Annotated in this window: 19 protein-coding genes; 3 read left to right on the top strand and 16 right to left on the bottom strand. The window is 65.1% G+C overall.

Going from position 1 to position 18,665, the window contains the following annotated elements; translation table 11 throughout:
- Positions 1–599: 599 nt before the first annotated feature.
- Genes OHB21_RS22140 through OHB21_RS22130 form a run of 3 tightly spaced genes read right to left on the bottom strand, consistent with a single transcriptional unit; the run spans position 600 to position 2,040 of the window.
- Positions 600–1,073, bottom strand: coding sequence for a DUF4254 domain-containing protein (locus tag OHB21_RS22140; protein WP_328435876.1), 474 nt, complete (start codon positions 1,071–1,073; stop codon positions 600–602).
- Complete coding sequence (locus tag OHB21_RS22135) at positions 1,070–1,582, bottom strand: hypothetical protein (RefSeq protein WP_328435874.1); 513 nt, start codon at positions 1,580–1,582, stop codon at positions 1,070–1,072. The genes OHB21_RS22140 and OHB21_RS22135 overlap by 4 nt, the downstream gene beginning before the upstream one ends.
- Complete coding sequence (locus OHB21_RS22130) at positions 1,570–2,040, bottom strand: DNA-directed RNA polymerase subunit beta (RefSeq protein WP_328435872.1); 471 nt, start codon at positions 2,038–2,040, stop codon at positions 1,570–1,572. Before OHB21_RS22130 ends, OHB21_RS22135 begins: the two co-directional genes overlap by 13 nt.
- A gap of 278 nt (positions 2,041–2,318) precedes the next feature.
- Between OHB21_RS22130 and OHB21_RS22125 the strand changes: the two genes are divergently transcribed.
- Positions 2,319–3,656, top strand: a complete 1,338-nt coding sequence (locus tag OHB21_RS22125; RefSeq protein WP_328435870.1) for a hypothetical protein — start codon at positions 2,319–2,321, stop codon at positions 3,654–3,656.
- Here OHB21_RS22125 and OHB21_RS22120 read toward each other — a convergent pair.
- From OHB21_RS22120 to OHB21_RS22080, 9 genes are all read right to left on the bottom strand, one after another.
- Positions 3,637–4,401, bottom strand: a complete 765-nt coding sequence (locus OHB21_RS22120; RefSeq protein WP_328435868.1) for a 2'-5' RNA ligase family protein — start codon at positions 4,399–4,401, stop codon at positions 3,637–3,639. The two genes, OHB21_RS22125 and OHB21_RS22120, sit on opposite strands and share 20 nt — an antisense overlap.
- 66 nt (positions 4,402–4,467) lie before the next feature.
- The gene (locus OHB21_RS22115; RefSeq protein ID WP_328439888.1) at positions 4,468–5,202 is read right to left on the bottom strand and encodes a transposase; all 735 of its coding nucleotides are present in this window, start codon (positions 5,200–5,202) and stop codon (positions 4,468–4,470) included.
- Between the two features lie 295 nt (positions 5,203–5,497).
- On the bottom strand, positions 5,498–5,914 hold the full coding sequence (locus OHB21_RS22110) for a YbaB/EbfC family nucleoid-associated protein (protein WP_067509214.1): 417 nt from the start codon (positions 5,912–5,914) through the stop codon (positions 5,498–5,500).
- Complete coding sequence (locus OHB21_RS22105; RefSeq protein ID WP_232331747.1) at positions 5,911–6,621, bottom strand: HEAT repeat domain-containing protein; 711 nt, start codon at positions 6,619–6,621, stop codon at positions 5,911–5,913. Before OHB21_RS22105 ends, OHB21_RS22110 begins: the two co-directional genes overlap by 4 nt.
- Complete coding sequence (locus OHB21_RS22100) at positions 6,618–7,046, bottom strand: putative toxin (protein WP_067509212.1); 429 nt, start codon at positions 7,044–7,046, stop codon at positions 6,618–6,620. The genes OHB21_RS22105 and OHB21_RS22100 overlap by 4 nt, the downstream gene beginning before the upstream one ends.
- Before the next feature lie 90 nt (positions 7,047–7,136).
- Positions 7,137–8,281, bottom strand: a protein-coding gene (locus OHB21_RS22095; RefSeq protein WP_113975338.1) for an IS3 family transposase whose coding sequence is annotated in 2 segments (ribosomal slippage) — positions 7,137–8,014 and positions 8,014–8,281 — 1,146 coding nt in all. Because the reading frame shifts where the segments join, the coding sequence is not laid out codon by codon here.
- A 44-nt stretch (positions 8,282–8,325) separates the two neighbouring features.
- The gene (locus OHB21_RS22090; protein ID WP_328435861.1) at positions 8,326–9,270 is read right to left on the bottom strand and encodes a hypothetical protein; all 945 of its coding nucleotides are present in this window, start codon (positions 9,268–9,270) and stop codon (positions 8,326–8,328) included.
- A 14-nt stretch (positions 9,271–9,284) separates the two neighbouring features.
- The gene (locus OHB21_RS22085) at positions 9,285–9,575 is read right to left on the bottom strand and encodes a WXG100 family type VII secretion target (RefSeq protein ID WP_328435859.1); all 291 of its coding nucleotides are present in this window, start codon (positions 9,573–9,575) and stop codon (positions 9,285–9,287) included.
- The gene (locus OHB21_RS22080; RefSeq protein ID WP_328435857.1) at positions 9,572–9,892 is read right to left on the bottom strand and encodes a WXG100 family type VII secretion target; all 321 of its coding nucleotides are present in this window, start codon (positions 9,890–9,892) and stop codon (positions 9,572–9,574) included. Before OHB21_RS22080 ends, OHB21_RS22085 begins: the two co-directional genes overlap by 4 nt.
- A gap of 68 nt (positions 9,893–9,960) precedes the next feature.
- Between OHB21_RS22080 and OHB21_RS22075 the strand changes: the two genes are divergently transcribed.
- Positions 9,961–10,389, top strand: a complete 429-nt coding sequence (locus OHB21_RS22075; RefSeq protein ID WP_067509201.1) for a hypothetical protein — start codon at positions 9,961–9,963, stop codon at positions 10,387–10,389.
- Positions 10,390–10,419: 30 nt separating this feature from the next.
- Here OHB21_RS22075 and OHB21_RS22070 read toward each other — a convergent pair whose 3' ends face one another.
- Complete coding sequence (locus tag OHB21_RS22070) at positions 10,420–10,785, bottom strand: hypothetical protein (RefSeq protein ID WP_328435854.1); 366 nt, start codon at positions 10,783–10,785, stop codon at positions 10,420–10,422.
- 413 nt (positions 10,786–11,198) lie between these two features.
- Between OHB21_RS22070 and OHB21_RS22065 the strand changes: the two genes are divergently transcribed.
- A complete protein-coding gene (locus tag OHB21_RS22065) occupies positions 11,199–11,654 on the top strand; it encodes a YbaB/EbfC family nucleoid-associated protein (RefSeq protein WP_328435852.1) in 456 nt (151 codons plus the stop codon).
- Positions 11,655–11,889: 235 nt separating this feature from the next.
- On the opposite strand, the gene OHB21_RS22060 is transcribed toward OHB21_RS22065, so the two are convergent.
- From OHB21_RS22060 to OHB21_RS22050, 3 genes are read right to left on the bottom strand one after another with little or no spacing between them, the layout of a single operon-like run.
- Positions 11,890–15,156, bottom strand: a complete 3,267-nt coding sequence (locus tag OHB21_RS22060) for a type I restriction endonuclease subunit R (RefSeq protein ID WP_328435851.1) — start codon at positions 15,154–15,156, stop codon at positions 11,890–11,892.
- Entirely contained in the window at positions 15,132–16,316 is a 1,185-nt protein-coding gene (locus tag OHB21_RS22055; RefSeq protein ID WP_328435850.1) for a restriction endonuclease subunit S, read from the bottom strand. Before OHB21_RS22055 ends, OHB21_RS22060 begins: the two co-directional genes overlap by 25 nt.
- Positions 16,317–16,366: 50 nt before the next feature.
- Positions 16,367–18,373: a type I restriction-modification system subunit M gene (locus OHB21_RS22050; protein WP_328435849.1), complete on the bottom strand. Its 2,007-nt coding sequence runs from the start codon at positions 18,371–18,373 to the stop codon at positions 16,367–16,369.
- Between the last annotated feature and the right edge of the window lie 292 nt (positions 18,374–18,665).

Genomic DNA, 18,665 nt, shown 5'->3' with positions numbered 1-18,665 from the left:
TCTGATCCGGTCAACCTCTCCTGGCACATCAGCCGTGCCTCGACGTACTGGCACGCGAACACCGGCACGGCGGGCTCGTCCGCGCCGATGATCACGTCGAGGAACCCGGCCACGTCCCACGGCTCAACGCCCTGGTCGACTTCGGTGATAGCCGGGGCGGGGGTGTCGCGCGTGGGGTCATCGGGAGATGCCCTCCTTCTCAGGATCTCGGATGTGCGGCTGAGTGTTCGTGGTGGCGACGACGCGCACGCCGCTACGCCCGACCGCCGCTGGTAGGCCAGGGTGGTGGGTGTCGTCGGGGACGAGGACGACCCAGATCTCGGGTTGGCGGTCCACCCGCCGCGCGAGCCGCGGCCTGCGTCTGCGACAGCAGATCGCAGGGCTCGGAGCGGTCGAGGTAGAGCCCGCCCCAACCGGTAGCCGAGCACCTCAGCCCGGTGGCGCATCGCCACACCGAGGCCCTTGACAGCTGTGGGGTCGAGGGCGGGGAGGCGGATGTAGCCCACCGCGACCGGTTCGAGCAGGATCGCAGGAGTCGCTGGCTTGCGTTGTGGGAGTGTGATTCTCATGGCCGATCGTGATCCTGTGAACGGTGAGCGTTAGGCGCTGGCGAGCAGTGTTGGCGTGGTGGGCAGTCGGTAGGTTCGCCGGTCCAGGCCGGTGACGAGATCGTTGTAGGCGTCGACCAGGACGGCCAGCTGGTGCCAGGCGCCGTGGACGCGGGTGTCGTCGGCGGGGTAGGTCATGAGCAGCCGCCACGCGCGGACTTGGGTCGCGGCGATCCGGTCCACCAGTACACCCACCGTCTCCGGATACACCCGTGCGGCCCGGTGCGGGCTGGGGAGTCGAGGCTGCAGCCACCTGTCGATCGCCTGAATGACACGGGCTCTGCGGGAACGGGTTTCGTGTTCTGCCGGGTGGTCGAGCAGACGGGTGTGCAGGATGCCGAGTTCATGCGCCCACCCGGCGATGGGGTGCGGGCCGATGTGCTGGCCTCGGATCGCGGCGAGCAGGCCATCCTGGCCCGGCCACGCCAGATCTTCCCCGCGGCCGGGCGAGGACCATGCGGTCACGGCAGCCTCACCTCCCTATTCGGAATGAGTGGGAGTGCTTGGTAAGAAGCAGATTTCGCCGCGTTCAGGATCTGGTCGCTGGGCGGCAATACCATTACACCCGAACCCGTGCCGGTGTTCGTGTTGGGGGCGCGGCGTGGTGCGGTGATCCAGTACCAGCCGGTGTGGGACGAGGTGGGCAGCGGCACCCGGCTGTCCGGAGCCAGCGTGATGACACCGCGCTCGGCCAGGGACCGCGCGGTGAGTTCCCCGATCACCACGCGGCTGGGCCGGACCAGAAACCGCCACTGCCGACGCCGGGGATGCCCGAGTACTGCTGCGGTGGGCAGGTGTCGGGAGACCAGCCGCCCGACTGGTTCGGGCATCTCCACCACACCGAGACGGTCGCTGGTCAGCACCGACAGGTTCACGTCGTTCTGGTCCACCGGAAGCCCGAGTCGCTCACGGTAGACGTAGGCGACCTCGTGCGGGGTGACACAAGAACCGATGAATCCGCTCATCTCGGGCACGGCGTCCCCCTCCGGCTCGCCAACGCCATCCGCACCGATTCGAGCACCACCATCCCCGAGGGCCGGAAAGTGCTGCATGGTGCGGTGATCCACGCCCGCACCTGTGCGCCCCTGTCGGTGGGTGAGGGCAGCACGATCTCGTGACCGCGTCGCAGCACCTGCACGCCGAACCGCCGCAGCTGGGCGATATCCGGTACTTCCCGCAGCGGGATATCCGAGCGGACCAGCATCGTCCACGTGTGGCTGCGTGGGTGGGAGATGATCGGTCCGCCATCGCGCTGGCGGCGCTCCAGATCCAATTTCACCGCGTGCCCGACATCGGCGGGCATCGAGATCACCCACACCAAGTTCGTCGTGAAGCTGATCCGCCCGGTCCCATCCCGAACCGCAGCAGGCAGACCGCAGACGGTGCGGTAGTAGCGGCACCGCGAGACCGGGGTGTCGCTGGTGCCGGTCATGACGGCCACCCAGTTCCGGTGGAGCAATCCATGGACGCCTCCCTGCCAGGCTCGTCGGGTCAACGAGCACCCGGTACCGTGGACGCTCGTGCCCGCCCACCTCCACTCCCGGCGGGCGAGCACGCCGTGCAAGGGGTCACGGCGGATTTCCCCGGTACCGGGTGCCGGGTTTCAGCCTGCCCCGCAGGAGGTTTGGTCCGGAACCGCGTTATGGCGGCGTATCGTGGGCGTATTGTGGGCATTTGCCCAGTTCAAACGCATGCGCAGAGGTGGGGATCATGGTCAGAGGGCGGGAATGGACCGGATTCGAAGCAGCAGCCCTGCAAGAGGCGATGCGCTGTTCGGTCCGGGATTTCGCGGCGATGCTGGGCATCGAGACGACCACCGTGACCAACTGGCGGACTGGTCTGGGCAGTGTTAGACCGCGTACCAAAGCTCAAGGCATTCTCGACACCACGTATCAGCAGCGCACCACGCCCGAAGATCGGGAGCGGTTCGCCCAGATCGTGGCCGAGGGTGAAGCAGCATGGCGCCGACGGCGTTCATCCGCATCACGGCAGCGCGACTTACCCGAGCCGGTCGCGGCCATCGTGGCAGCAGACCACGACGTTTTCGAGGGGCCGTCCGAGGTGGTCGAGCGGATGCGTCTCCTTCAAACCCGGGAAGTCGATGACGCGGTGCTCGATGTCATCGATCTGGCGCTTGCCGATCTCCTTGACCGCTACGAGCTGGAGGGGCCCGTCCGCCTCGCGGGTGAAGTGCGCGCGTTGCGCCGGGAAGTCGATGCGCTACTCGACCTGTGCCGTCAGCCGCGACAATCGCAACGGCTGTTCCGGCTGGCGGGACAACTCGCCGGCGTGCTCGGCTACATGGCGGTCAACCGCGGTCGCTTCCACCACGCGAACATCTACAGTCGCGAGGCGTTGAGCGTCGCCGAGTTCATCCAGGACACCGACCTGCAAGCCTGGGCCAAGGGGACACAGAGCTTTTGCGCCTACTACAAGGGCGACTACCCCGGGGCCGTTGCGCTGGCCGAAGAGGGCATCCGACTCGCGGCTGGTGGTCCACAAGCGATTCGGCTCTACACCAACGGACTTGCCAGAGCACTGGGCCGGTTCGGCGACAGGACCGGCGTCGAGCGCGCGATCGACGCGGCGATGTCGGTCGCCTCGACAGTCGACACGCCGTCTGGCTTGAGCCCGGCACTGTCGTTCGCGGCGTACAGCGAGGCTCGATGGAAAGCCAACGCGGCCACCGCGTATCTCACCGTGGGTGAATACGATAAGTCCCTCGCGTACGGCCGACAGGTCGAAGACCTTGTCAATTCATCGGATTCGGCATGGAGCCGTTCGTTGGTGCGATTGGATATGGCCACCGCGTTGGTGCACCAGCCACACCCGGACATCGAGTACGCCATGGATCTCGGTATCGAAGCACTCGACGCCTCACGCCACCGTCCGATTCGCTCGGTCTGGCAACGATCCCACGACCTCGCGAACGCGGTCGCGACCGTCGATACACGCAAAGTCGATGACTACATCGGCGAGCTACGCGAATGGACGGCCAGCGCCAAACCGATCGCCGCTCCCGAAAACCCTACGTCCCCAGCGCAATAGCGGCGCACTCCTCCCAACGATACTGATGGTCGGTCCTCCACAGGCGAACAAGCTTCACCCGATCGACCGACACCGAAACCGGCCCGATGTCGCGCAGTGCCGCGACCATCTCGATCACCGGAGCCGCCGGACGCCGCTGATTGTTGTACGCGATGCCCAAATGCGGGCGAAACCGCGACGTCGGCTTCGGCGCAGGCGTGGGGCGAACGCTGATCACGCTCATCCGCAGCCGCTCATGGAGATCCACCAGCCGCTCCCACGGCGTCACCGACAGGCGAATTGCGCTGCGCGAGCCCGCCAACGGCCCCACCTCCACCGAGAACGACGCCAGGCCGGCCAGCCGCTGTTCGGCGGCCGCGACGAACTGCGGTAGTTCCGGGTCTGTGATGTCGTCGGCCGCGCCCACCTTCACGAGCGTCACGTGCAAACCATCGGGTGGAATCAGATCCAGATCCGTCGTATCGAGGCGATCCTGACACCGCGCGGCCAGCGCGACAAGTTCCTCTTCGGCGAAAGTCAGATACCAGTAGTACGCCGCGTATCCCGGCACCCACGCCTTGAGACTCCAATGATCCTCGAGCTGCACCAGCTCCTTGTACGCGCGCCAATCGTTCACGCGAATCGCCTCGGCATCGGCGAGCGAGTCGGGTACGCCCGGGGGAAACGAAACGCCACCGGCCACCTCGCCGTCCATCCCAGCATCACCGTGCAGCGAGCGGTCAGCAGTGTTGAAGCGACGATTCACAACGCTGAGTCTAAGGGATGTCCCGTAAGTCTGACTCGGTGACAGTGCCGGTCCACTGGCCAGGAATCAGCAGGCGTGGGCAAGGTTGGCCAGCCTCGCCACCCCGGACATCGCGACACTCACCCCATCACCGCGCAACCGGCAGTCGCGCAATATCTTCCAGGTCTTCATCCGGGCGAAGGCATGCTCGACACGGGCGCGGACCTTGCGGTGGGACTTGTTGTGTGCCTGTTTCCATTCCGGCAGCTCGACACCAGGCGAGCGGCGGTGCGGGATGATCAAGCCGGTGCCCTGGTAGCCGCCATCAGCGATCACCACCGCGTTGCGGCAAGCCTCGGCCGCACCGGACTCGGTCCAGGCCCGGCAGTCGTTGCGGTTGCCCGGCAACGGCCGCCCGAGCGCGACGACGAGCTCGGTGTCGGCATCGATCACGACCTGATGATTGGTCGAGTACCGGTAGTTCTTACTCTGGGCGGCGACCTTGTGATCACGGGTCGGGACCAGGGTCCCGTCCACGATCAACACCGCACCACGGCCGAACCGGGCCCGGGGCCGTAGCGCCAACGCCGGCCCCAGGTCATCGATCACCCGGGCCGCGGCCGATTTCGAGACCCCGAACACCGCCGCGAGCTGACGCATCGTGAGGTTGGTCCGCCAGTAGGAGGCCACCAGCAACACCCGGTCTTCGAAACACAACCCCCAAGGCCGGCCCCGCAACGGCCGATCAGCGCCCTCGCGCCGCAACTGGGTGATCAGGCGAGCGAACGTGCGTGGTCGCAGCCCGGAGAACAACTCCACCATCACCGGGTCAGACGCCGAGTTCACCACCCGCGACACGATACCCGTTGCCGCTCAACGGCTTACGGGACATCCCTTAGGTGTGCCCGCGCGGCGGAAGGCCGCCTCATCGCATGCCCACATCCTGTCGAGCGCACACCAGCCAACGGCGGCCCCCCACCGCCGTCGAGCGCGGCGAAGATCAGTCGTCTCGCCAATGTGGGACCTGGTCACGAACCCGGCATCGCACGGCAGCCTGGCTGCCGCGCGCCGATCCGGATCGGTCGCCGGGGCGTGGTTCGTCTTGGAGTTGCAGCGGTCAGAATGGTTGCGCCGCATCGTGATCGCCGGGGTTCTGACGTACTTGCGGGTAGTGGGGAGCCGGGCGAACGATGCTCGCGGTAGAAGGGTTGATGGACTCGATGATCTCGAGCAGCCGTTGCTGGGCGGTGTCGAGTTCATCGAGTTCGGCGGCGACGCGGTCTGCCGCGCGGCGGGTTGCTCGTTGCGCTGTCCGGGTGATCATTTCACCGAGTTGGTTTCGGCTGAGTCGTTCGGTGCCGGGGCCGAGAGTGACGTCGAGGAGAGCTCCGCTGGCATTCACGCGCACGCGGACAAGCCGGTCGGTCGTTTCGGCTTCTGCTTCGACGGCCTGGATGCGAACCTTCGCCTGCTCCATCAGCTGGCGTTGCCGTGCGAGCAACTCGGTGAGCGCGGCGTCGGTGGCGTCGGTCATTCTGGGAGCTTCTTCAGGGCTCGGATCGCGGCCTTGCGGACGTCACTGCTGGTGTTCGTGACGAACGGCTCGATGAGGTGGCGAACGCCCTCTGCTTTCATCGTGCCCAGAGCGTTGAGCGCGGCGACGACAGCGCGGCCGTCGAGTTCACGGATCGCGCGTTCGCGGGCTTGGGCGGTCTTTACTTTCCCGAGGTACTCGATCAGGGGATAGCGGCCCGTTGCGTCGGAGGGAAGTTCATCGAGGACCGCAGCTATCTGTGGGAAGTGAGCTGGCGTGGCGATGCGTGCCAGGCCCTGGCACGCCCAGTCGCGTTGGGGCCGTGGCAACGGCGGTTGTCGTCGAAGCTGAGCGATGAGCAGGCTTATGACCTGGTCGCTGCCTCTGGCGGCGGGATCGATGAGGTTACGGATGAGCCCGGACCGGATGGTCGACCGGTGCTCGGTTTCCGATCCCGGAATCTTGGTTTCGAGGTTCGCCAGCCATTCCACGAAGATCGGAATACCTGCGGGGATCGTGCGCGGGCCGTTGGCGAGATCGTCCAGGGTGTAGCAGGGCACCCCGGCCGCGGCGAGTTCTTCCATGAGCCGCCGGTCGAACCCGTCACGTCCGTGAACGTAGCGGGCGGGCAGATCGTTCATCCACTCCGTACCGCCGTTCTCGCTTCCCGGGGGCATGCCGATGTAGCTAACGGTCATCGTGGTCATTTCTTATCGTTGTTGTCATCGAGTTCTTTCCGAATGAGCTGGATCTGTCCGCTGTCGATCAGCGCCTGGATCTCCGGGCTGTTGATCTTGGTTCGGTGGTCGACGACCAAGGTCATCGTGTAACCGTTCTCCTGCGCCCACTGAGCTTCAGTGAGGATCTGCTTCTTGTCAGGGCTAATCTCGTTGGTGTTCTTGACCTCAACCACCTGCTTGTTGACATCATCGACCCGGTCGGGGACCACCTCGGTGGTCTTGATACTGCCGTCAGGTTGGGTGACATCGACGTAGACGGTGCGCTTACGGCCCGCCGGGTTGATCCCGGATCGTCGTTCCCCTTCAACACCGGCAGCCTTGTTCTCGGTTTCGTTGCGGAACTTGACTTCCTCGGTGTTGCGCGGTGTGCGGTCGAGAATGGAGGACAGCACTTTTGTTCCCTCATTGACCATGCTGTAGATGACCGGTCCCCGATGACGGGACCACCCGGTCGTTGAGTCCGGGTTGTATTCGATCCAGTTTCAGTTGATGTTGCAGGCCACGGGGTGGTGGGTGTGGCTGCAGCGGGCAGCGTACTCGGCCGGGGTGAGGTAGCCCAGGGCCGAGTGCCGATGCCGATGGTTGTGCTCGGCCTTGAAGTCGCCGATCACGACACGGGCTTCGAGCACACTCGTCCAGTGGTTGCGGTTGAGGCACTCGGCCCGCAACCGACGGTTGAACGACTCGATGAACCCGTTGTTCCACGGTGTTCCCGGCGGGATGTAGACGATCCCGACACGGTCAGCGCAAAACTGTTGCAACGCATGGGAAATCATTTCCGGACCGTTGTCCATCCGCAGCACCTTCGGCGGGCCACCGCGGGTGGCGAACACCCTCTCGAGTTCGGCGACGAGCTTTTCGGCGGTGATCGACCGCTCGACCAGGTGCAGCAGCGATTCGCGGGTGTGCTCGTCGATCATCGACGCGATCTTCACCGCCCGCCCGTCGACGGTGGAGTCGAACTGGCAATCCAACGCCCACACCACCTTCGGTGCGTCGGCCTCGATCGGCGGCACCGACGAAATCTCGGCCCGCTTGCGGGGATGGTGCTCGCGCACCTGCAGGCCCTCGTCCCGCCACAGCCGGTGCACCTTCTTCAGATTCACCGAGTTGCCCTCGTCGAACCGCAGCGCCGCCCAGGCGCGCCGGAACCCGTGCCCTTGATGTGTGGTGGCGTAGGAACGCAGCCAGGCCCGCAGACCGGCATCCGGATCGGCCGGTGTCTGTGCGATCGGCAGCCGCCGATACGTAGAACGAGACAGCCCGACAACCCTGCACGCGAACCGCTCCGACATGCCCTTCACCACTCGGAGCATGTCAACGGCGCGACGCTTGGTAGCCGGGCCTAAAATTTTCCCTTCGCGATCTCCCGCAGTGCGTCCTTCTCCAGCTCGGCATCGGCCAGCAACCGCTTCAACCGGGCGTTTTGCTCCCGCAGCTCCTTGAGTTCTTTGGCCGCGTCGGTGTCCACGCCCCCGTACTGGCGGCGCCAGTTGTACATCGTCGCCGCCGACACCCCCAGCTCGGCCGCGACTTCCTCCCCGGTCTTGCCCGCCGCGATCAGCTCATCGGCACGGCGCAGCTTCCGCACGATCTCCTCCGCGGAATGCCGCTTGCGTCCTGCCATGTCACTCAGTGTCCCTTCCAGCCCTCACCAGGGCCAACAGGACTCTAATACCGGGCGGTCTCATTCATTGGGGACGGGCCATAGATGCCGGAGTTGGAACTGACTGCGTCAGCGACCTTGGTTTCGATGTTGCCCAGGCGCGCGTCGATGGCGGCGGCGTAGGCGCGCTTGTTCATCTCGATGGCGCGGTCGATGTTGCGCCGAAGGCGCGAGCCGCCGGGCAGGATGTAGGTGGGGACCTTGTCGGCCTCGTAGGAGGCTACGATCGCGGCTAGGAGCTTCAGCGACGTACGGCAATCGTCCTTGGCCGAATCAGCGGTCTGCGCGACATCCCGGCAGGCATACGACAGATACGTCGCCGCATCCGCGGTGGCCGCAATGGCAGTGCAGACGTTCACGACATCCTCGACATATGCTTCGAGCACAACATCCTCGGCTTGCGCAGCCGCAGGGAACGCGCCATTTACCTCGTTGTAGAGGGTGGTGGCCAGCTCGGACTTCTTCGTGCCATAGGCGGCGAGTTGTTCACCGACCTTGCCGATGCGCGTTTCGTCGCAGTCGGCCCATACCTTGGCTACGAAATCCTCGACCAGCGACCAGAACGTCGGATTGTCCTCGTTTCCGCCGACCGACAGTTGCTTGATCGGGGGGCTTGTCACCAACGTCGAGCCCTCGGGCGGTTTCGGCGGCGCGGTCTTCGGGCCTTCGTGCGAGTTGCTCTCACTCACGTCCAGGTTGTTGCCAGCCAGGTGGATCAGAAAGCCGAGCTCTCGGGCGGCGATCGCCCCGAGTCCGCCGGCCTCGAACGCATCGGACAGGCTTTGGTCGAAACTCATCGCCCACTGCGGACCGCCATACGGATACAGCCCCGCCGACCGTGAGATATCGAGGCCCTTGTCCAAGTCCAGAAGATCGGTCTCCAGGGTCAGACTCGCCTCAATGAGCTTGCGCGCTACCAGATAGTAGTCATCCGAATCCACCGTGGTCATCGCGGTCCCCCTCGCTACCGGCCTGTCATGGAGCGGTTTGCTTCCTCGGCCTTGATGTAGTTCTCCAGCGCGGTACTCACCCGATCGCGCAGCGCCCGCAACTGCTCGATCAGCGGACCGGTTCCGGACTGCCAGGCTTGGTGCGCGGTGTCGAACGATGTTGCCGCCGCACCAGAGAACCCCAACAGGAGCGCCTCCGCGGTTCTCTTCACCGCATCGCGCTCACCGCTGATTGCGTCGATCTGTTTGTCCAGCACATCGATGAACCGCTGCATCGCCGCTAGATCATAGCTGCGCGCGGTCATGGCAGGTCGAGGCTCGATGTGGTCGAGGTGACGGTATCCGCGTTCTGATCATCCTGCTCGGTCAACGTGTTCGCTGTGGTTGTCAGGCTGGTCGCGAACTCGCTGATTTTGTCGATATGCTGGCCGAGTCTCGGCCGCAACTCCTCCCACACGGCTGAGGCCTGGTCAGCTGCCGGGCCTGACCACAGTTGCGCGAGGCTTTCGTGTTCGGCGCGTATCGCTGACAACGCCTCGTGCAACCGGAAATGATGCCCACGCAGATCCGTGGCCGCCTGCCGCAATGCCGCAGGGTCGGCTTGTAGACTGCCCTCGGCCATCGGCTACCCCCTGTCTCCGCACTGAACGGTAGCCACTGTATATCGCGACCGGCAAGGTGGGGACTCGCATGGACTGGCGGAGCACAGCCTCTCAACAAGCGCAACACGACCTTGACACACTCTTGCGCGACGCTGTCAACGCCGCCGCCCGAACTTTTGAATCCGCCGATACTTTCGATCCGTTCATGCTGGTCATCGACCTCAACGGCAACACCACGATCCGCAGTCTTCCACCCGGTGGGCCTGCCCGAACCGAGCAACAGTTCCTCACCGACGTCCAGCTCCCAGCCGACCGCCAGCAACTGCGTGCTCGCGCCGCCGTCTTCGATGTCACCGCTACAGCGCCCATTACCGGCGACGCGATCAAGGCGATCCTGGAACACCGCGACGGCGTCGTAATCGACGTCCTCGTGCCCTACACTCTCACCCCCGAACGACTCGACATCCGCCTCAACGCCGCCAACGCTGCGGTTGGAACGCCCCGACTCTGGGCTTGACCCAAACCCCAGGCTCCTTGCCAGCGCACCTCAGACCGCCAGCTGCACTCCGTCGAGAATCGCGGTCACATCAGCGCGGATCGCGTCGGTCGCCGCAGCGTTCACCCGCCCGGTAACCATCACCGGATACACCGCCTCGCCAACCTCTATCGCAACACCCAGGTGGTCGTCACGCACCCCGGCGGGAGAGGTCGACGCCGAAGCTGCACGAATCCCACTGTGCCCACACACATTGACCCGCTCATAGCCATCCTGCTCCCACCCGTTATCCGCGCGCGCCAGCAGCTCCAGCCGCGCCCACGCGCCCTCCACGCTTCGCTCTGCCGCCAGTAGCGTGACCGCCACCGTCCCATGCGGATTACCGAACCGCCCTGCCACGACGTCGCTGCGGGACACTGTCAATCCCGAACCGGCGCCACTGGCCGTAGTCGCCTCCTCCCACCCCTCTAACCGAGGAACGAACAACGTGAACGGACGCTCAGACGTCGGCCCCAGCGAGAACGTAGACCCGGAGGCTGCGGCTGCCGCGCAGGAGTAGACCTGAGCCACTGTGGAGCCAGGCGCGCTCGTCGTCGCCGTGCCCGTATCCGATGTTGTCTCCGCCGAACACCCCGCCATCGTGACGGCGCACAACCCAACGACCACCAGCCGCCGAATCCCCAACATGACTCCTTCCGCGCGCCAGCCTGTCAGACGATCACCCTACCGAGCCTCAACCACGTTTCCACTCCGCGCCAATGCCTACCTGCACTGTTTCGCGCCGTGGGCGCAGCGTCGCCCACAGCGCTCCGCAGCCCACATACGGCTCGGTGCTCCCACGCGCCGGGCTCGGGCCGCTGCTGCCGGTGCGGCAGGACCAGGCGGTGCTGGAGTGGCCGCAGGCCGGGGCGGCGAGCGTCGAGGCGCCGCTGGTGTCGTATGTGCCGCTGCGGCTGGCGGGCGGGCCGCGCCCCTACAACTGCGACAACGACGGCGTCACATCCTGCACGCCGCCGCCCAGAATCCGAGTGTCGACTCCGTCCGTGTCCTCCTCCGCGCAGGCAGTGGCTGCGATCCGTGGGCGGGCCGACAAGCACGGCGTCACCGTCGAGGTCGACGCGCGCGGCGACATCACCGACCTGCGGATCTCGCCGGCGGCGATGCCGACCTCGAACACCCAACTCAGCACGGCGATCACCGACACCTACCGGGACGCACGCAGCGAGGCAACGGCGAAGGTGAACCGCGCCCTCCGATCCGCTGACCCGCGCCTGCGCGGCCACTGAGCAACTGAAAACCGCGCGCTCGCAATCGAACACAGCGTCGCCGCGCCCGATGACCGAGGGCGAGCGCCGCTATACCGCACTCCGGCCATCCACCACCACGCGGTCGCGGCCCAGCGGACCGATACCGGTTCCTCCATGCCCAGTACGCTGCTCAGGTGATCAGCGTACGGCCACCGTCGATCTCGATCAGGCATCGGCTAGAACTGGCGCGGCAGGAGTTCGGTGATGCCGTGCTTCATGGCATCTCAGGTGCCGAGCCGACGTCCTCGGTCTGTGCGTCGTCGATTGTGCGGAGTCTGCGTGACTGGTACAGGTACGCGCCGATGAGGCGGATGAACTCGTCGGCGCGATCGTTTTCGCCGGTGAGTGCGCCGGTGAGTTTGCCGAAGGCTCCTTCGTTCAGTACCGCTGCGTCGGTGAGTGTATCTCGCAGATCGGGGGATGCCAGGAACTGGTCGATAGCGTTGTGGTCGATCTGGTCGGCGATGCGGCGGTCTTCCTCGGCCAGGCCGGCGGCGGCGATGACGAACCCCTTGATCTGCGGGTCGGCGAACTCGGCACCGAACAAGGCGTTGATCCGGGCGACCACCTCCGAGAGCAGCTCCTGCTGAGGGTCTTGCCGGGAAACGCCGGAGCCGACCCCGGTGATGCCGCGCAGGCCAGGTGTGTCCTGGTCACCGGACAGCGAGATGTTGGCCTTCCCCTGGTCGATCTGGCGAACCCGTCGCAGCTCCAGCCCGGATACGTCGACGTCGCCTCCTGCCTCCTCCGAGGGCAGCAGACGTGTCAGCTGACGCAGGAACTCCGCGAGCTTCTCCAAATCGCTGGTGCCGTAGTCGACGACCTGGGACATGAAGTCATACAGGCGCACGTAGGAGCCGCAGTCCTTCCGGAAGGTCCGTAGCTCGTCGAGCGCTTGGCTGTCCTGCTGCGACTTCGCATCCGTCCACCGGTTTACGAACTCATCACGCGCCGGAGTGACCGCGGCAGCGAGAGCGGAATGGGACTGGGTCGGCGCCCACCACGCCTGCGCGTAGCGCTCCACGTCCGCAGGGGTGTAGATCCTTGCCTGGGCGAGCTTGGTCGCGACCCGGTGCACGAGGTTCGGGTCTGTCGCCGTCTCGACGTGCGCCTCGAGGTAGTAGGTCAGGAACGCCTGGCGGACGTCTTCGGGGTCGTTGACGAAATCCAGTACGAACGTGCGGTCCTTCACCTCACCCGAACGTGCTCGGTAGGTGCGGTTGAGCCGGGACAGCGTTTGCACCGCGTGCACGTCGGGCAGCCGCTTGTCCACATACATCGCGCACAGCAGCGGCTGATCGAAGCCGGTCTGGAACTTGTCGGCGACCAGCATGAGCCGGTACTCCGGCCGACGGAACTCCCTGGCCAGATCCGAGCCTAGGCCCGGGTTCATCGAGGCCTCCGTCACGTCGGTGAGCCCGTACTCGTCGTCGCTGATCTTGTCGCTGAACGCCACAATGGACTGGTACCCGTACCCCTTCTGGGCAAGGTACTTGTCCGTCTCGATCTTGTAGCGAACGGCAGCCTGCCGCGAGTCGGTCACGACCATGGCCTTCGCGTGCCCGTCGAGCAGGTGGGCGACGTTGGCGCGGAAGTGCTCGACGATGATCTCGACCTTCTGGCCCACATTCGTCGGGTGCAGGTTCGCGAACCGCATGATCTTGCGCGAGGCGACCTTCGGATCGACGAGACGATCCCCATCATCATCGACTCCTCCACCTGCGGTGATGCCGGTGGCGACGCCGCTCTCGCCGCGCTGCTCGATCTCGAAGGCGGTCTTGTAGGTCTGGTAGCCGCGCAGCACATCGAGGATGAAGCCCTCCTCGATCGCCTGCCGCATCGGGTACACATCGAACGAGACCGGCTTCCCCTCCTCGGTCTCTCGCCCGAAGAGCATCTTCGTCTTGGCCTTGGGCGTCGCCGTGAACGCCAACAAGGACACATTCTTAGCGCCGGCGCGCGCCGCAGTCTCGGCAGCGATCTGCCGTTCACGAGCGGCGTCGGCCTCTACGACCTGGTTGACGATGTCCTGACTGTCGACTTGATCCTCATCGGTGACCTGCCCGCCGCCCTCGGTGAGGACTTTCTTCAGATCCGCGGCCGTCTTGCCCGACTGGGACGTGTGCGCCTCGTCGATGATCACCGCGAAGTTCCGGTCACCCAGCGTCGTGTCCAGCAGACCCTTGACATAGGGGAACGTCTGGATCGTGACGACCACGATCAGAGCCGACCCGGTCAGCGCGTCCAGCAGCGCCCGGGACTTCGAGCCACCGGATCGGCGCACGGCCGCGGAGTCGATGACCGCGACAGTGCCGACCGTGTCATCGACCTGCTCGACCGCCTGCTGCAACTGTGCGTCGAGGACACGGCGATCGGACACGATCAGAACCTTGTCGAACACCTTCTCATTCGCCTGATCATGAAGCCGAGCGAGACGATGCGCCGTCCAGGCGATCGTGTTCGTCTTGCCCGACCCTGCCGAATGCTCGATCAAGTACCGGCGGCCTGGCCCCTCCTCGATGATCGAGCCGACGAGTTTCGTTACCGCGCGCCACTGGTGGTAGCGCGGGAACATCAGCGCCGTCGACCGCTTGATCTTCCCAGTGGCGGGGTCTTCGTCGGCCTCGGTCTTGAGGAACATCTGCGACCCGAGGATGGCCAGCCAGTTATCGCGCTGCAGGACCTGCTCCCACAGGTACGATGTCGCCGAGCCGTCGGGGTTCGGGGGGTTCCCTGCCGCGCCGGTGTCCTCGTGGCCGCGGTTGAATGGGAGGAAGTAGGTCTTCTCGCTGGCCAGTTTGGTGGTCATGTGGACCTGGTCGTCGTCGACGGCGAAGTGGACCAGGGCGCGGGTGCCGAACCCGAGTAGCGGCTGCCCTGCCGGGTTCCGGTCGTTGCGGTACTGGCTGATCGCGGTGTGCCACTTCTGTTTGAAGAACGACTTCAGCTCACAGGTGGCCACCGGCAGGCCATTGACGAAGAACACCAAGTCGATCGACCGTGTGTCCCCACGCTTCGGGGAGAAGTGCACCTGGCGGACCACCCGCAGCCGCACTTTCCGGTACTGCTCGGTGACCTCCCGGTTCATCGTCGTGGCCGGCTTGAACTGGCACATCCGCAGATGCGCGGTCGCCCCCCTGGTGTGGGAGAACTTCCGGCGCAGCAAGTTCAGCGTGCCCCCACCCGAGCCCATCGGCGTGTCCAAACGAGACACGAGAGAGGCCAACAACGCCTCGCGATCCCCGGCCTCAGCAGCGGTGCCGACGCGGACAACCTTGGCGTACTCCTCCGGCTGCGTCTCCGACAGCCACCAGTGGACGTCCTCAGGCCAGATCGCCCGCTGAACGTCATAGCCATCGTCGCTGTCGCTGTACTCCCAACCGTGCGCGGCAAGGTGCTCGGCAATCTCGGTCTCGAACACCTTCTCCCGGGTCCCATCCGGTGCTGCCATCGTCATCAGCTCGCCTTCCTTGCCGCACATACGTCGATCTGCCCTGTCACCGCCGCCGTGATCAGCGCCGAGCGACGCTCCGTGGCCAGGGCGATGTGCTCCTCTGCCTTGGCGATTAGCGCGTCGATACGAGCCGTCTGTGCTTTGACACACTCGACGATGGCTCGCTGTTTATCGATGCCTGGCACCCAGAGAGGAATGTCGAGCACGTCACGCTGTGCCAACTTCTGCATTGAAGGGCTTGTGCCCTTAGCACGGGACGTCAGTTCGGCACGCGCTCGGCGTGTCAGGAGGGCGTAGACCGCAAATTCGGGATCGAGAGTCGCCGCAGTTGTGAGACCGTAGTTCAAGTCACTCAGCATCAAGCGGGGAAATTCGTCGAGTACCACAGCAGCGCTTCCGACAAGGTCGCGAGTGTTGCTACGTGACATGACGATCTCACCTCGCTTGACCACGAGCTCTGGTCGTGCCTCAACATCAGGAGGCAGCTTCTTGTTCTCCTCCGGGCGGAAGACGCCAGCGGTTGAACAACCAACTTTGAGGATGCCCCACTCCCGGACCCCATCAGCAGGGAACGGCTCGGCGTTCGGGCTCCATCCCTGCCGAATGTTGGTGACATGCCGCCGAAAGCTTGAGTTCGGTTCCCCTTCCTCGACGCCCGACGTGATCTCTGCGACGCGCCGCTCACGCAACAGATCAATGAACTCCTTCTGCTTCGAGACGAGCGCGTCAATCTGGGCCGTCTCGTGGTCCAGGTAGTCGGCGATGACACGCTGCTCGTTACGAGGGGGCACGGATACAAGCAACGGCGCGATCTGTCCGACGCCGATGCCGGGCTGGGCTGCGCTCGAAGAGTACTGGCCGAGGTTCATGGCCTTCAGAAGGGCGGCCAACCAGCGTTCGTCGACGTCTGGCGCTGGCGTTGCGACAATCGCGTGCTCGCTCGCCCAAAACTCACCGGAGACCAGATGCACGTTCCCACACAGCGCACCCTGCCGACCGATCAGCACATGAGTGCCCACATGTGTCCGCCTCGACGTAAAACCCCTGAGACCGTTTGCGCCGTAGACGGGATAGTTACCCGACTGCTCAATCAGGTCGACGGTGATCGTGTCCCCGGCTCGCATCGACCGAACCAGGTGCTTCACTCGACTCCTGCTCCAGTGCCTAGGTACACTCAGTCCCCTCATCCAATCAGCCTCGGCTTGCTTACAGCCGTCTTCTGAACCGCCTGGCGCAGTCACGCTTCGACCTCGCGCAGCAGTTCCATGATTTCGCCGACGACGCGCTCGAGATCCCTGTCGATCTCCGCGAGCGGTCGGGGCGGTTTGTAGGTGTAGAAGTGGCGGGTGAACGGGATTTCGTAGCCGGTCTTGGTCTTGTCCCAGTCGATCCACGCGTTGTCGACGTGGGGCTTCACCTCGGCATCGAAGTAATCCTGGACGGTCTCGTCGCGAGCCTCGTGAGTCTTGGGGCGCCCGCCCCACCCGAACGGGACGTTTTCGGTATCGCGCAGTGCGGGGTCGGGTTCCGGCTCACCCTTGAGCGCGCCTGACGTGTGTAGGCAGATGTCGGCGGTTTCGTCGTGGATTCCGATGGTCTGCCACAGTGTCTTGCGCTGCGCGGTGGTCAGTTTTACGCCGTGATCGCCGAGGTGTTTTCCGAGTTCGCGGTTGAACTTTTCGCGGTTGAGGTACGGCTGGTCGCCGAACGACTCCAATGCCTTTGTCAGGCCGGCGATCTGGCCGAGCTTCTTGTGCTCTGTGACCGCTTCGATGGTCTCTGATGTGCACTCGAAGCGGAGCTGAAGCGGGCGTTCGACTGTGATGGTCCAGTACGCGAAGTCCCGGTTGCCGAGAACCTTGCACGGGACCGCGACTTCGTCCTCGTCGCTCTGTGTCTCAGTGAAGGCGCGCACGATCGCCTTTCGGTCCTTGTCTGCGACCTCGACGCGCTTGGAGCCGATCGACTTGCGTAGCTTCGACCCCAGTCCGGTCGCGTCGATCAGTTGGACGCGGCCTTTGCGGTCGGCCGGTTTGGCGTTGGACAAGATCCACAGGTAGGTGGCGATGCCGGTGTTGTAGAACATGTCGTTGGGCAGCGCGACGATGGCCTCGATCAGGTCGTTTTCCAGCAGGTGGCCGCGGATGTCGGAGGGGCCGGAGCCGGCTCCGCCGGTGAAGAGGGGGGAGCCGTTGAGGACGATGCCGGCCTTGCCGCCCCGGCCGCTCTCATCGACGTCGCGCATCTTCGACGCCACATGCAGCAGGAACAGCATTGCCGCGTCGCCGACAGCCGGCAGGCCTGGCGCGAAGCGTCCCTGACCGCCGCGGGCGTGTTCGTTCTTCACGTCGGACTCGACGGCTTTCCAATCCGTGCCGAACGGCGGGTTGGACAGCACGTAGTCGAAGCGACGATCCGGGAAGCGGTCGACGACGAGGGTGTCTCCTTGGCGGACGTTCGACGCGTCCTGCCCGGTGATGAGGAGGTCCGCCTTGCAGATGGCGTACGTGCGCGGGTTGATCTCTTGGCCGAACAGGGCGGTGGAGGCATCGGGGTTGAGTCCGCGCAGGTGCTCGTCGGCGATGGTGAGCATGCCGCCTGTGCCAACGGTGGGGTCGTAGATCGACCGTACGGTGCCTCGACCGCGCAGGGCTTCGGTGTCTTCCGCGTAGAGCAGGTCGACGAGGAGCCGGACGACGTCGCGTGGTGTGTAGAACTGGCCGGCGCCGTCGTTGGCGGACTCCGCGAACCGGTAGATTAGGTTCTCGAACAGGTCACCCATATCGGCGTTGGACACCGCGTCCGGCGAGAGGTCGAGTTTCTCGAAGTGGCGGGTGACCTGGGCGAGTCGCTCGCGTGTGTCGAGCGTGCGGATCACGTTCTCGAAGTCGAAGGACTTGAACACGTCGAGGTTCGCGGAGAACCCGCCGATGTAGTCGATGAGGTTCGCGGCCAGGTTGTTCGGGTCCTGCAGTGCCTTCTGCAGCGTGAAGTCGCTTGTCGTCCAGAACGACAACCCTGCGCTGTCCGCAGTGCGGGTCTTGCGCTTCAGGTGCGTGCGCCGCTGCTGCTCACCCGGGTACTGCGCCACGATCTCGGCCATGACGTCGCGGTGCGGGGCCATCACGCACTCGAGTCGGCGGAGCACCGTGAAGGGGAGGATGACCGAGCCGTACTCGGCCTCGGCGTAGGGGCCCCGCAGAGTGTCGGCGACGCTCCATACGAAGCTGGACAGGACTGACACGACGAATAGTTCTCCTGGTCTGGGAAGAGGCTGAGAGACTCGGCACATCCTATCGGCGGACCCTGACATGTCGGGGAGAACGACCTGCCCGACCTCGATCTTTCCGTGGCTGACGCGGTGGACTGATCCGGTTCGGATAGGTGTTTCCGGGGCCGCGAACGGGCGTGCTGGCCTGGATTGTTCAGGGGGTTGGCTGCCGGGTTCCACGGCCGGAAGGAGCTGTCCTTTCAGTTTCGGGAGGAGGGTTTCTGCTGGTCGGTCGGGTTTCAGACGCGCGAGTGCGGTGAGCATC

The organism is Nocardia puris (assembly GCF_036051655.1).
GTDB lineage: Bacteria > Actinomycetota > Actinomycetes > Mycobacteriales > Mycobacteriaceae > Nocardia > Nocardia puris.
This window is presented reverse-complemented; position numbering and strand designations above follow the sequence as displayed.

Excerpts from the sequence above, each read along its gene's own strand:
- OHB21_RS22090 (WP_328435861.1), bottom strand. The coding sequence starts at position 9,270 with ATGACCACGGTGGATTCGGATGACTACTATCTGGTAGCGCGCAAGCTC.
- OHB21_RS22060 (WP_328435851.1), bottom strand. The coding sequence starts at position 15,156 with ATGTGCGGCAAGGAAGGCGAGCTGATGACGATGGCAGCACCGGATGGG.
- OHB21_RS22105 (WP_232331747.1), bottom strand. The coding sequence starts at position 6,621 with ATGACCACGATGACCGTTAGCTACATCGGCATGCCCCCGGGAAGCGAG.
- OHB21_RS22110 (WP_067509214.1), bottom strand. The coding sequence starts at position 5,914 with ATGACCGACGCCACCGACGCCGCGCTCACCGAGTTGCTCGCACGGCAA.
- OHB21_RS22115 (WP_328439888.1), bottom strand. The coding sequence starts at position 5,202 with ATGGTGGAGTTGTTCTCCGGGCTGCGACCACGCACGTTCGCTCGCCTG.
- OHB21_RS22125 (WP_328435870.1), top strand. The coding sequence starts at position 2,319 with ATGGTCAGAGGGCGGGAATGGACCGGATTCGAAGCAGCAGCCCTGCAA.
- OHB21_RS22085 (WP_328435859.1), bottom strand. The coding sequence starts at position 9,575 with ATGACCGCGCGCAGCTATGATCTAGCGGCGATGCAGCGGTTCATCGAT.
- OHB21_RS22055 (WP_328435850.1), bottom strand. The coding sequence starts at position 16,316 with ATGAGGGGACTGAGTGTACCTAGGCACTGGAGCAGGAGTCGAGTGAAG.
- OHB21_RS22075 (WP_067509201.1), top strand. The coding sequence starts at position 9,961 with ATGGACTGGCGGAGCACAGCCTCTCAACAAGCGCAACACGACCTTGAC.
- OHB21_RS22080 (WP_328435857.1), bottom strand. The coding sequence starts at position 9,892 with ATGGCCGAGGGCAGTCTACAAGCCGACCCTGCGGCATTGCGGCAGGCG.
- OHB21_RS22130 (WP_328435872.1), bottom strand. The coding sequence starts at position 2,040 with ATGACCGGCACCAGCGACACCCCGGTCTCGCGGTGCCGCTACTACCGC.